At 42.6% G+C, this 13,235-nt stretch carries 13 protein-coding genes; all 13 read left to right on the top strand.

The window, feature by feature from the left end; all coding sequences use genetic code 11:
• The first annotated feature begins 2 nt into the window (after window positions 1-2).
• The 13 genes from MTBBW1_RS02045 (at window position 3) to MTBBW1_RS01985 (ending at window position 13,199) form a co-directional block, all read left to right on the top strand.
• Entirely contained in the window at window positions 3-650 is a 648-nt protein-coding gene (locus tag MTBBW1_RS02045; protein ID WP_186441036.1) for a LolA family protein, read from the top strand.
• Complete coding sequence (locus tag MTBBW1_RS02040; RefSeq protein ID WP_080798458.1) at window positions 647-2,242, top strand: MMPL family transporter; 1,596 nt, start codon at window positions 647-649, stop codon at window positions 2,240-2,242. Before MTBBW1_RS02045 ends, MTBBW1_RS02040 begins: the two co-directional genes overlap by 4 nt.
• Window positions 2,206-3,138, top strand: coding sequence for an MMPL family transporter (locus tag MTBBW1_RS02035; protein WP_080798456.1), 933 nt, complete (start codon window positions 2,206-2,208; stop codon window positions 3,136-3,138). The genes MTBBW1_RS02040 and MTBBW1_RS02035 overlap by 37 nt, the downstream gene beginning before the upstream one ends.
• Window position 3,139: 1 nt before the next feature.
• Window positions 3,140-3,898 carry a DUF3261 domain-containing protein gene (locus MTBBW1_RS02030; RefSeq protein ID WP_080798454.1) on the top strand — a complete coding sequence of 253 codons (759 nt, stop codon included), beginning with the start codon at window positions 3,140-3,142 and terminating at the stop codon, window positions 3,896-3,898.
• Window positions 3,891-4,403: an ApeI family dehydratase gene (locus MTBBW1_RS02025; protein WP_186441035.1), complete on the top strand. Its 513-nt coding sequence runs from the start codon at window positions 3,891-3,893 to the stop codon at window positions 4,401-4,403. The genes MTBBW1_RS02030 and MTBBW1_RS02025 overlap by 8 nt, the downstream gene beginning before the upstream one ends.
• On the top strand, window positions 4,400-4,879 hold the full coding sequence (locus MTBBW1_RS02020; protein ID WP_080798450.1) for an acyl-CoA thioesterase: 480 nt from the start codon (window positions 4,400-4,402) through the stop codon (window positions 4,877-4,879). The genes MTBBW1_RS02025 and MTBBW1_RS02020 overlap by 4 nt, the downstream gene beginning before the upstream one ends.
• 162 nt (window positions 4,880-5,041) lie before the next feature.
• Window positions 5,042-6,787 carry a beta-ketoacyl synthase N-terminal-like domain-containing protein gene (locus MTBBW1_RS02015; protein ID WP_080798447.1) on the top strand — a complete coding sequence of 582 codons (1,746 nt, stop codon included), beginning with the start codon at window positions 5,042-5,044 and terminating at the stop codon, window positions 6,785-6,787.
• Window positions 6,777-8,066, top strand: a complete 1,290-nt coding sequence (locus tag MTBBW1_RS02010; protein ID WP_080798444.1) for a B12-binding domain-containing radical SAM protein — start codon at window positions 6,777-6,779, stop codon at window positions 8,064-8,066. The genes MTBBW1_RS02015 and MTBBW1_RS02010 overlap by 11 nt, the downstream gene beginning before the upstream one ends.
• 171 nt (window positions 8,067-8,237) lie before the next feature.
• On the top strand, window positions 8,238-9,587 hold the full coding sequence (locus MTBBW1_RS02005; RefSeq protein ID WP_080798440.1) for a lipid biosynthesis B12-binding/radical SAM protein: 1,350 nt from the start codon (window positions 8,238-8,240) through the stop codon (window positions 9,585-9,587).
• 438 nt (window positions 9,588-10,025) lie between these two features.
• On the top strand, window positions 10,026-10,844 hold the full coding sequence (locus MTBBW1_RS02000) for a lysophospholipid acyltransferase family protein (RefSeq protein ID WP_186441034.1): 819 nt from the start codon (window positions 10,026-10,028) through the stop codon (window positions 10,842-10,844).
• A 160-nt stretch (window positions 10,845-11,004) separates the two neighbouring features.
• Window positions 11,005-11,292, top strand: coding sequence for a phosphopantetheine-binding protein (locus tag MTBBW1_RS01995; RefSeq protein WP_222423965.1), 288 nt, complete (start codon window positions 11,005-11,007; stop codon window positions 11,290-11,292).
• A gap of 30 nt (window positions 11,293-11,322) precedes the next feature.
• On the top strand, window positions 11,323-12,645 hold the full coding sequence (locus tag MTBBW1_RS01990) for a beta-ketoacyl-[acyl-carrier-protein] synthase family protein (RefSeq protein ID WP_080798434.1): 1,323 nt from the start codon (window positions 11,323-11,325) through the stop codon (window positions 12,643-12,645).
• Window positions 12,642-13,199, top strand: coding sequence for a beta-ketoacyl synthase chain length factor (locus MTBBW1_RS01985; RefSeq protein WP_080798431.1), 558 nt, complete (start codon window positions 12,642-12,644; stop codon window positions 13,197-13,199). Before MTBBW1_RS01990 ends, MTBBW1_RS01985 begins: the two co-directional genes overlap by 4 nt.
• The last annotated feature ends 36 nt before the right edge of the window (window positions 13,200-13,235 follow it).

Raw genomic sequence — 13,235 nt, 5'->3', positions numbered from 1 at the left:
AAATGAATCGAGTATTTTGTTTGAGTTTTTCTCTTCTCTTTGTTTTCGTCATGATCTTTTTTTATTGCGTTCCATGCAGTGGGCTGGATCTCCTGTCGGAAATAAAAGATGTGGAGCAGCGCATGGATTCTGTGCGGACTCTGTCGGCAAGGTTTGTCCAGGTCAAGAAGATGGCCATGTTTGAGATGCCTCTTGAAATCAGGGGAACCATTCATGTGGATAAACCGGACAGGTTTGCCTGGAAGGTTGAAGAGCCTGTTGAATACTCCCTTGTCATGGACGGAAAACAGATGGTGAAATGGGATGCAGAGAGCAAAAAGAGCACAACCATTTCCCTAAATGACAACATGATGGTGGATACAGCAGTTTCCCAGATAAAAAAGTGGTTTTCCGGACAATATTCGGATTTTTTAACCGATTATGATATTGTTGCCCTTTCTGAAACACCCCTCTCTTTGAGATTCCAGCCTAAACCGGAAAATCCGGCTTCCGGAATCATTGAAGCAGTTGTCGTTGACTTCAGGGAAGACAAAAGATATCTGGAGCAGATTCGGATAACCGAAATAAGTGGAGATGACACGCTGATCAGGTTTGAAGATATACGCATAAATCTTCCTATTGAATCCTCGGTCTGGACAACTGCAAAATGAATTCATACGGTTTTGATCTGATCTACACCTTTGCAGGCTCCCACTGGAAAAAGATAAGCCTTTTTTTTATTCTGCTTTTGTTTCTTTCCGTTTTTCGCATTCTATCCATTCCGTTCAACAATGATGTAACTGCAATGCTTCCTGACAATCCCGTTATTCAGAGACAACTTGATTTTCTGCGCAACAGTGATATGGCCGGAACCATCGCTTTTTCCATACGCCTGAAAGATGCAGCGGACAAATCTCTTGACCTTGCAAATTCGATGGATTCTGTAAAGAAACCGACAAATTCAAAAGATTCTGGAAAGAAACCGCTTCACCCGAAAGATGCAGAAAGCAAATCTCTTCACCCAAATGGTGCGGGAGGAAAACTCCTTCTCATGGAGCGATCCCGAACTTTTGGTAACGAGTTTACTCTACTCCCCTCTATTACTAAAGTTGTAGATGGCATTGAGCAGGTTGATATTGAAAAGGCACGCCATCAACTGGTATCCATGTTGCCCTTGCTGCTTCCCCAATCCCGTTACGAATTTTCTAATCCATTGAACTCTGAGGAAGAGATCAACATTCGGTTAAAGCAGATCTATATTGCTCTTACCACACCCGGGAGTGGTTTTATAAAGGGTGGCATGCGGACAGACCCTTTGGGATGGTCCAGCTTATTTTTGGAAGAGATCAACCGTATGGCAGGAACCATGGGGTATCGTGTAAAGCTCTTTAATGGACGATTCATTGATGCTGATGGCAACCATGCATTACTTGTAGCCAGGACATCGGTTCCTGTCACGGACAGCAAAGGCAGCAGAGAGATGATGGATGCAATATCTTCCCTTATCCATACTTTTTCCGATCTTGATATCACCATGATCAGCGGCCATGCCCATGCCGTAAGCAATGAGGATGTCATTAAAAAAGATATCCGCCTTGCAGTACTCCTGGTCACCATCTCATTTACTTTACTGATGTTTTTTGTTTTCAGAAGCCCTGAAGCTCTGCTTATTTTTCTTTCTCCCTTTGCCGCAATTGCCATTTCGGTCTGTGTGGCATCCTTTATGTACCAAGAGCTATCTGTTTTCATGCTTGGATTTGCTGCGGTGATAGCCGGAATATCAGTGGATTACGGAATTCACGCATACACTGCTTTTAAAGCTGGCGGTTATAATGTTTTAAGGCAGACAGGAAAGCGGATTTTCATGGCATCCATAACCACCATAGGCGTGTTTGTTTCATTTTACGCTTCTTCTGTGCAGGATTACTGGGAGTTGGCAACTTTTTCCATTATCAGCATTTTAATATGTGTTCTTATCTATCTTTTTTTAATTCCCCATTTATGGAAAACAGTTGACGGCAATGGCTGTACGCCTGCATCTCTTAATTTTTTATCACCATCCTCCTTTTTCCCATCCATCTCTTCCTTTTGGGTTATCAGCATATGGATTGTGGTGTTGATAATCTCATCTCTCTTTTCCATGAAACTTCAATTCACAACAGATATTGCTTCCTTTGACGGAAGCAGTGAAGAGGTTTTGCAGGCAGAAGAGCGGTTTCAAAATGTATGGAGGGAGGAAAACAGCCTGGGGTTGTTGTTCTGAAGGCAAGTGATCTTGAGACCGGATGGACATCCTATGAACAATTAAGTCAAAAAATTTTTCAGAAGGAGAAAAGTTTTACCTCTCTTGCCCTGGTATGGCCCTCCCAGGAAACAAGAAAACTCAATCTCAATGAGTTCAGAAAATACTGGACAGAAGAGCGGGCAAGGGAGATGGAGTCAAAAATCTTTTTTAAGGCTGCTGTTTATGGATTTTCAAAGGATGCATTCAGGCCGTTTTATAATATGCTTGATGCCGGTGCTTTAACTGGAGATGAAAAAATGCCGGAACTGTTGCTTCCTTTTAAAGAACGTTTTCTCAAAATCGAAGAAGAGGGCGTTCTGCTTCTGGGGTACTTTGAAGACTCTTCCGAGGCACTTTCCCATGTCCATTCCGTTGTTGATGAATATCCTGACGCATATGTGGTTTCAAGGGAAGAACTGTCAGATACCATATCAGAGCAGGTCTTTGCAGATATGAAAAAGGTCTCAATCTTCTCTATTTCCGGGGTTTTGATGATCACGGTCCTTTTTTTGAAAACAGTCAAAAAAACACTGCTTGCCCTGATACCTGTGGCAACATCTGTACTTGTTGTATTTGGGGTATTATCTCTTTTTAATATCAAGGCCAATGTGGTGGTTTTAATTACACTGATAGTCGTATTGGGGCTGAGTATTGATTACGGTATTTTTTTGTCAAGTTTCAAGGATGGAGAGGCACGGGAGCCTGCCATAAAGGCTGTAACTTTTTCAATGCTTACCACAATAGCCGGTACATTGGGTCTTCTTTTCGCATCCCACCCGGCAATGTTTGTTGTTGGAGTTACCATGATAAGCGGTATTGTCTCTGCCTATTTGAGTGCTATATTTTCTATTCCGGCTCTGGAAAAGGTTCTTTAAAATGCGTGATTTTATCTCTTTCAGGAACAGATCTGCAATAACTTGTCTATTTCAAAACAGGCGACTTTTGCAGGTCAGACTTTTGGCGCTCTTGCTCATCTCTGCATGCACACCGCTTGTACCGGAGCATCAGCTCAAGCTGCCGGAGGGGATGACCGATCTCTCCATTTCCCGTCAACTGGAGCAGTACAACAGTGACATTGCCACAAAAGTCGAGTGCATCAACTCGGTGGTTTTTTCTTATCGGGGGCAATCCTTTGTGTCACTGGGGCCATTGAAGATAGATGAGTCTGATAACTCTTTTTCCATGGCTGCTCTCAATCCCATGGGGGTTTTGCTTTTTCAGGTACAGGTAAAAAACGGAGAGATTGAAAAAGCATACACTCTCCCTGAATTCAAGGAGTTGAAAAAAGCGGTTCAAACCATCCGGACGGACATTCAAAGACTATATTTTGATAGATCTGTCACCACGGCAGGAAGGAAAATATATAGGAAACCGGAAAGTGTAAGCTTTAAGATGGAGGGAGAAGAAGATGGGGTCATCCAGTACATTTTCAGCGGGGAACCGCTTCGCCTGATATCTAAAATTTTCTTCAGAGATGGAGAGAAGGTATGGTCAGCAGACTATTACAGCTATTTAACAGATGAAAAAGGAAAAATCTTTCCCCAGGAGACTTTTTTCAAACATTACATGCACCATTATACTTTAGCCATAACCACAAAAAAATACATGAATAGAGAAAATGAGCCTGTTGAGTGATCAAATCCGTCTTATTCTTGATAATTCTTTTCAGAAGAATAAAGAAAAGTTTTTTCATAAGGATAAAGAAAAATGCTTTCAAAATAATGAAGAAAAATCTCCTCAGAAGAATGAAGAAGAATCTCTTCAGAAGAACGAAGAAGAATCTCTTCAGAGAAACGAAAAAAACTATTACGCCCGACTGGTTTTTGATGATGAATTCATCGGTTTTCAGGGGCATTTTCCAGGTCAGCCTGTTTTGCCAGGTATTGTCATGATTCAAACATTGCAACTTATGTGTGAAAAAATTACGGGAAAAAATGCGCGTCTGCAATCTATAAAGGACTCCAGGTTCATGGTACCGGTTTTTCCCAATCAGTTGGTGACTTTGGTTGCGACATTGCCCCGCCGGAAAAAAGCCGAAGGGACGTTGGTTAAGGGGATTTTTTATAACGGTCATGGCAAAGAGGAAAAAATAGTGGCAAAGATTTCAATACTCCTTGATATGGAAGGAGATTTAGCGTGACAAGAAGAAAAAAGACATATTTTCCCAGAGTGGCCGGAGATCCTTCCCCTGTGGAGATTACAGTGGAAAGTCGTGTTCGCTTCAGTGATACAGATGCAATGGCCATTGTATGGCATGGGCGCTATCCAAGATTTTTTGAGATGGCTGCTGAAGCTTTGGCAGGGCATATTGGTCTTACCTATAAAGCTTACTATGAAAACAACCTACGTGCCCCCATCGTTCAGATGCATGTGGATTACCATCGACCCCTGCCGCTTGAGGCAAAAATAAGGATCAAGGCTGCCCTGATCTGGAGCAAAGCGGCACGCCTGAATACCGAATATACCATTTATCAAGAAAATGGTATCATTGCGGCAACAGGATACACTGTTCAGATGTTTACAGACGCTGCAAGCGGTGAACCATATATTCTGCCACCTCCTTTGCTTGAAACAATCCTTGGTAAATGGCAAAGTGGCGGGTTTGGGAAATTGTAAAGTGGCGGGTTTGGGAAATTGTAAAGTGGCGAGTTTGGGAAATTGTAAAGTGGTGGGTTTGGGAAATTGTAAAGTGGCGAGTTTGGTAAATAGCAAAGTGGCGAGTTTGAAAATAAATGATGCCGGAACCTTCATAATGTTCGGCCGGAGGCTTCAATAGCTGTGATATATGCAAGAATATCCCACATTGACCTGTTGACCCCTATGGGAGACACCCTTGAAATCTTTTTCAGGGAGCTTGTCAAAGGGAAAAGTGCCATTGCTCCCAATAACCGTTTTGATTGCAGTGCCTTTCGATCTCAAATGGCAGCTTTGGTACCTGGCATATCGCCAGGAGACAGAAGATCTTCTGCGGGTGACGGAACATCTTCTGCAGATAACAAAACATCTCTTGCCCAGATGTTTGAGAAACTGATCACAAGAAATGCTCAACTTATCCCGGAAGATACGAGACTTATTTTTGCCGCCACAGTTGGAGAAATAGATAGACTGGAAAAGGCTCTGTTAAATTGTGATTCTTCAGGAACAGGAGCTTCTACACTTCTTAAAACCGCTTCCTGGCTTGGGGATGCATTGGGATTGAAAAAGCCCCCTTATGTTGTCTCTGCGGCCTGTGCTTCTGCATCAGCGGCTGTTGAAAGGGCGAAATTTCTTATCCAGTCGGGAAAAGAGAAAGATGTACTTGTGGCATCTGCCGATTGCGTCAGTGAATTTGTTTTCTCAGGTTTTTCAGCTTTGATGGCAATTGATAAAGAGGGAGCCAGACCCTTTGATAGGGATAGAAGCGGTCTCACCCCAGGGGAGGCAGCAGGAATTATTTTGCTTACGGCTGATGATGTTCCCTCAGAAGAGCATTTTTATGTTGCAGGTGCAGCCTCTTCAAGTGACGCCAACCACATGACAGGGCCGTCAAGGGATGGCTCCGGCCTTGCAAGGGCTGTTGAAAATGCCTTGCGTGATGCTGGTTTGCAACCCGGAGAGATTGATTTCATTGCCGGCCACGGTACCGGAACCAGATACAATGATGGCATGGAGTTGAAAGCCTACAAAAAGATTTTTTCAAACCCATCTCCCCTTTTTTCAATAAAAGGAGCTGTTGGTCATACCATGGGAAATGCCGGCCTTCTGCAACTTGCTGTTTCTGTTCAGGCCATGAAAACAGGTACAACTCCTCCAAGTACAGGTATATCCAATCTGGATAAAGAGGCTGTGGGATGGGTACACTCTGTGGCATTGAACAAACCATCCAGCAACGCTCTGGTGGCAAATGCCGGATTTGGAGGAATAAACAGTGCATTGATAGTTGCCAGGGGGAGGATGTGTCATGAAAATCTTGCTAAAACGGCTGATTATGGAGAATATCCAATAAAAATCAGATCTGAAATCCAATTTATATGTAGCCATGAAAATGAAAAAATGTTGGAAGAATATCAGAGTCTCCGTGTGGAAGAGAGCATCCTTAAATCTGTGAAAAATTTCAAAAAATTTGATACATATGGTAAAAATCTTTTTCTGGCTGCCTTTAAACTGATTACAAAAACAAAAGGACAAAAATGGGAGCCTTCAAAAACAGCTATTCTGGTTGTTGATCGTGACGGCGCACTTGATGCCAATACCCACTATTTTAACCATTACCTTGAAAACGGCAGGAGTATGGGGAGCCCCAATAAATTCATCTACACTTTACCCACAAGTATTTGCGCAGAAATTGGTATCTGTTTCGGGATAAGTGGGGCACTTCTTTACATGAGTTCAACAGAGTCCGATCTCTACTCCTTTGCTTTGAATCAGGCTGAAGATATAGTCCATACAGGACATCATGATCATATATATCTGTTTGTCCATGATAATGACTCTATCAAAGCGGCCTTCATAACCTTACACCCCGGAGCCGAAAATGAAAGTTAGAATCATTTACGCCAAATGGCCCAAGCTAAAATATCAACCTGAATTTCATCTTCCCCCTCACGGGCCAGTGGTCTTTGCTTCAGCACTGCCGGATGATGTTGAAATATGTTTTACAGATGAACACGTTACAGATATAGATTTTGATGATGACGCTGACATTATATTTATGTCGGTTATGCTCACCTGTCAGATTCCCAGGGCCTGGGAAATTGCCGATGAATTCCGAAAACGGGGAAAAACGGTTATTTTTGGCGGGATTGCAACCCAGCTTCATGCAGATGAGACATTGCAACATGGAGACAGCGTTTTTCTCGGAGAGGCTGAAGGTCGTATGGAAGGAGTTTTGGGGGATTTCCGGAAAGGTCAACTTAAGAAAGTCTATGATTATCATGCTATTTTCCCCGACATAAATCTTGTAAAAACAGCAAGAAGAGATATCCTTGATAGGGAGCTTTACAATTTTCGTGGAATCCAGATGGTGGATCTTGTACATGCATCCAGGGGATGTCGGTTCAACTGTTTTCCCTGCTGCACACCTTATCTCGGAGGCCGGCAATTCAGGCCCCGCCCCATAGACAAGGTACTTGAGGAGCTTGAATCCATTCCCAATAACCGCATTTTTATGGTGGATAACTCCCTTGCCCAGGATGATCAGTGGGAAAAGGATCTTTTTCGGGAGATGGCTCCTTTGAAAAAGAAGTGGATTTCCCATCCCATTAAAGATGATCCAGAAATTCTTGACCTTGCGGCAAAAGCCGGAGCTTGGTACGTCTATCAGGCTGTTGTGGATATGTCAGATCATATAAGGGACAGAATCAAAAGGTATAAAGATCATGGTATCCTGGTGGAAGGAACCATAATACTTGGGTGCGACAAGATAGGTAAATCTCCGGCACATGATGAGGATGAGATCAAGAAGCTTGTGGATTTTCTGCTGGAGATTGACCTTGATATGGCTGAGTTTACTATCCTGACACCATTTCCCGGAAGCAATATTCGGAAACAATATCAATCTGAAAAACGGATATTGCACAATGACTGGAGTAAATACACCTGTGATAAAGCTGTCTTTCAACCCCATATGATCACCCCTGAAGCATTGGAAAAGATGTATGACTATGCATGGGAGACCTTTTATGCAGAGTCATCAAGAGAGATGAGAATGGCAAAACTATTTCTGGATGTGCTGAAAAAAGAGAAAAAAGACGGCACTCACAGGCGCTATGACACAAGAAACAAACGCAAGTGGGGAAAACGGCGTTCTGCCGCATCTTCATAAAAATCATGGTGATGTACCAAATCCGTTGATGTGATAATCAAACTAACATAACGATAACTATTGACCATAGCGATAACTATTTCAAGAGAGTTATTGGCAGGTTTGGGACAATACCAAAATAATTTAGCAGGGCTGTAAACCGGAAATCCTGGGATGGTGGAATAAAAACTTATGAAAATAGTGCTTGTAGATTCCAATGTGGCCATATCACCCTATCTTGTGTACCCTTTGGGTATGAGCATGGTTGCCCGTGCCCTTGTCAATGCCGGGTATGAAGTGGTTCAGTATGATTTTTTGCAGAACGATCAATCCCTTTCCCGTTTAAGGGAGTGTGTTCAAAATGAAAAACCCGATGCAGTAGGGATTTCCATGAGAAATATTGATAATGTCAACCTCATGAATGAGCAGGAATATATCGGGGTTGTCAAATCAATTGTAAAAGAAATCAAAGCAGTTACAGATGCGAAAATCATTTTGGGCGGCACGGCCTTTTCACTGTTGCCTGATACGCTTTTAGAGCATCTTGGGGCAGATTACGGAATTGTCGGCGAAGGTGAGGAGCTTATGATTAAGCTTGTTGGAAGCCTTGAGCAAGGAGAGGAGATTCCTGAACCTGTTTTGATTGCCGAATCCAGCATGACTTCAAGCCAGATACAGGGTGCTTTGTATGACAGCAATATCATGGCATACTATCTTGAAAATGGCTCCCTTGCAAATGTCCAGACCAAACGTGGTTGTCCACATAAATGTATCTACTGTTCCTACCCTGCCCTGGAAGGCAGTCGAATAAGACCAAGGGATGAAAAAGATACTGTTGACGACATGGAAATTCTTGTGAAAAAACATGGTGCTCGTATGATTTTTTTTACAGACTCCATTTTTAATGATGGCGAAGGCCATTATATAGATCTTTTGAACGAAATGGAGAGACGGGGCTTTTCCGTACCCTGGACAGCATATATAAAACCCGAGATACTGGAGCAATCTATCATTGATCTTATGATCCGTACCGGAGTAAGAGGCGTGGAATTAGGTTCCGATGGAGCCACGGATACGACCTTAAAAGCCCTTGGAAAATCTTTTTTGTTCAAGGATATTGTGGCCTGCAATCAATTGTTTGCAGACAATGGGATTGCCACAGCCAATTTTTTCATGTTCGGAGCTCCTGGCGAGACACCTGAAACTGCCGATGAAGGTATCAAAAACATCATATCACTTGAAAATACAGTATCCTTCATGTTTATAGGGATTAGAATATTGCCGGGAACATCCTTGAAACACATGGCTGTAAAACAGGGAATTTTGACCGGTCAAGAAAATTTGCTGTCGCCTGTATATTATATCTCTCCGGATGTGGATAAAAAATGGCTGGAAGAGACTATGGAAAAGGCATTCAAGCCCCATAGGCACTGTGTTTTTCCGCCGGATTCCTATGACAGGAGTGTTAAATTTCTGCACAAACTTGGCCATAAGGGGCTTATGTGGGATATGTTGCTCCCAAAATCCCGACGATCTTCTTAGATTCTCAAAATCGACATCTTATTGCTTTTTTGCAGTTGCTTAATTTGTCTGAATCAGGATAACCAGGATAAAAAAGATGTTCAGGATATATAATCCTGCCTTATCCCGTTTTTTTGAACCAGATTTTCATGATTAAGGGATTACCTTGATTTTTAATCGTGTTAATCCTTAAATCCTTTAATCATGGTTCAGAATTTTTCGAAAAGTGGGCATCTTTCATATCTGCACCAAAGTAGTTTACACTTTTTTTATGAAGAATACCGATAAATGGGAATGGTGTCCCGGAAAGTGTAAAGCGGTAAATGAAACATGCCGAAAAGTGTAAACTAATTTTGAGTTGATATGAAGGATGTCGAAATAGGAACTATTTTTTTGGAACAGATATCAAAAAAGCGTGGTAACGCACTAGGGTTTTGGTTTTTCAGGTTATTTCTGCGTATGGGAGGATTGTTTGCCGCATATACATTGCTTTATGGTGTGGCTCTCCATTACTGGCTTTTTGATGGCAAAGCTGTAAAAGCTGCTTCTGCCTATCTTCGCCGACGTTTTCCGGAAAGTTCACCATTAATGATTCGGCTGAAATGTTACCGGCTTTTTGTAAGTCAGGGGAAACAGCTTGTGGATAGAATGGCAGCGTTTTCCGGTGGAGCTGATTTTAACTTCAGGCTCCTTGGTCAGGATAATTTGGAGAAACTTGCAAATCAGCAAAAAGGTTTTGTTTTACTCACCGCACATGCAGGAAACTGGCAGATTGCCATGACCACCCTTGCCGGATTCAAAAAAAAAGTCTATCTCGTAATGCTTCCGGAACACAATGCTGCTGTTAAAGCATCCCTTGGTATTTCCGGAGAGGGCGATTTCATTGATACCATACCGCCGGGCGGGGCTCCAGGTGATATTCTCAGGATGATAAAATTACTCAAAGAGGGACACATAGTCTCATTTATGGGTGACAGAGCCTATGGCGCTGTTTCCGGAAGTGTGGATTTTTTGGGAGAGAAAGCACAATTTCCTCTGGGTGCCTTTGCCGTTGCTGCTGCTGCAAAGGTTCCGGTTGCAGTTCTTCTGGCATCAAGGGTAGGGTATAAATTATATGATGTGGATTTGACCAATATTATCACTCCGGTATATGAGAAGGGAGAGAATAAAAAATCTCAATTAATACGCTGGTCACAGATGTATGCAGATATTCTTTCCGCTTTTTTTCAGCAAAAACCGTATCAATGTTTTCTCTTTTATGATGTCTGGAAACAGTGAATTGAGGAATTCTGATGCCTGTTTTTATAAGAAAATCCCTGTAAACGCTTGTTTTTTTAAAGTATTTTCATGCTTTGTTGTGGCAGGTTCGTCTGCCATGGCCGTAATATATAATTTATTGTAATTTTGGATGCAATTGTAATGGAATTAAGGAGTTTGTATGGCAGTTAAGCAGAGTTTGGAGGAGATCAGTGTACAACTGAAAAAAAGCTTGGTTGAAGAACTTTCTCTGGAAGATATCACACCGGAAGAGATAAAAGATGACGAGATTCTGTTTGGGGAAGATGGCCTTGGCCTGGACTCACTTGATGCAGTGGAAATCGTTTTGATTCTTCAGCAGAATTGGGGAATTGACCTGACCGATATGGATATGGAAAAAGGCAGGGAGATATTTGCATCACTGGATGTCCTGGTTCAATATATCTACGATCATGCTCAGGATTTATGATTTTGAAATGAAATATGACGGTGAAATGGAATGATGGATTGCAAAGAAGCCATTGTTGTCACTGGAATGGGGATAATTTCTGCTTTGGGAGAGTCTGTTTTTCAAAGCATGGATACCCTTGCAAATGGCGTGGTTGAACCAGCTTCGCCTCAATTGCCGGGTTGCACGATTCAAAAACCGGTTTTTAAAGCACGTGGGTTTGACGAAGTACGAGGAATTGATGAATCACGAGGACTTTACGAATCACGAGGACTTTATGAATCACCAGGAATTGATGAAGCACGGGGACTTTATGAATCACCAGGAATTGATGAAGCACGGAGATTTGATAAATCAGGTTGGCTTGACATAGAAAAACAGGGGGAAAGCCGAACCTTAAAGCTTGCCAGGGTGGCTTTTCAGGAGGCGGTAACACAAGCTGGTTTATCGGATGGCTCTGACTTTGGGATTGGCATTTGTTCTGGTACAACCGTAGCAAGCCAGCTCAATGATATTGATTTTTATCAATCCTTTCGGGAGAACAGACTTAAATCCTATGATGCTTTTAATCACTATCTTTCCGGCAATCTTGCAGAAGCATTGAAGGATAGCTTCAAAGCAACCGGTCCGGCAATGACAATTGTCAATGCATGCTCTTCAGCCACAGATGCCATAGGAGTAGCCATGGACTGGCTCAAAGCTGGTCTTTGTGATATCGCTGTTGCCGGAGGAGCAGATGAGCTTAATAGGGTACCCATTTCCGGATTCAATGCCCTGGGAATTTTAAGCGCAGCACCTTGCCGTCCATTTGACGCAGAGCGAAACGGCTTGAATTTGGGGGAAGGGGCAGGATTCCTGGTACTGGAAACCGAATCTTCTGCAAAAAAGAGGAGGGCAAAACCGATTGCAGAGTGTTGTTCCTATGCAACTGTAGCGGATGCATATCATCTAACCTCTCCCCGGCCCGATGGTTCAGGACTTGAATCCGCCATTAAAAAAGCCCTTAATTGTGCAGGAATTTGTGAAGAGATGGTGGGATTCATCAATGCACATGGTACCGGCACACCCACAAATGATCTTATTGAGGGAAAGGTTTTCAAAAAAATGTTTGGTTCCTCTTTGGATATATGGGCTACCAAAGGATTTACAGGGCATACACTTGGAGCAGCAGGAGGCATTGAAGCTGTATTGACAATCTCTGCATTGAGGGAACAGCGTCTGTTTAAAAGTGCAGGTTTTGCAACCATTGATCATGCAATTGGTATCTGCCCTGTGAAACATGAAAAACAAATTTGTGCAGAGTATGCCATCTCCACATCGCTTGCCTTTGGTGGAATGAATTCTGTGTTGATTTTCAGGAACCTCAAATTATGAAGCTGATTGGTAAAGATAAGGCAGACAGCCGTTCTGACTTGAAGATACCCGGGGCCAGAAGAGCGGATCTTTTTTCCAGAATGGCTTTGAAAGCATCCATTGGTGCATCAAAGGATTTTGAATTTCCCACAGGTGATCCTGACACAGGTATTATTGTTACGACTCAATTTGGGCCACATGCAACCACCTTTAAATTTCTGGATGGTATGCTGGAACATTCCGACACAAAGGTCTCCCCAACACTTTTTTCGCATTCTGTACACAATGCTGCTACTTCATACATTGCCACAGTGTTGGATCTTCGCGGGCCTACATTGACGTTCACCTGTTTTAAGGAACCTCTCTTCCAGGCATTTGCCCTTGCAGATATATGGATTAAATTAAAACGGGTCAGCCGTGTGCTTCTCTGCTATGTTGAGGAAAAATCTATTCCCTTTGATACTTTCCATAAACATTCTTCCATGCCGTCATATTCAAAAAAAGGTATAAAAGAAGGGGCTGTAGCTTTTTTGCTGACAGAAGGAGAGGGCTTTGTAATTCCCGATGGGCCGTAATAATTATCGTGAAAAAATCTCGCAATTGGACTTTTT

This window comes from Desulfamplus magnetovallimortis (assembly GCF_900170035.1).
Classification (GTDB): domain Bacteria; phylum Desulfobacterota; class Desulfobacteria; order Desulfobacterales; family Desulfobacteraceae; genus Desulfamplus; species Desulfamplus magnetovallimortis.
Note: the sequence above shows the minus strand (reverse complement) of the source record. Positions and strands in the feature narration are given on the sequence as shown.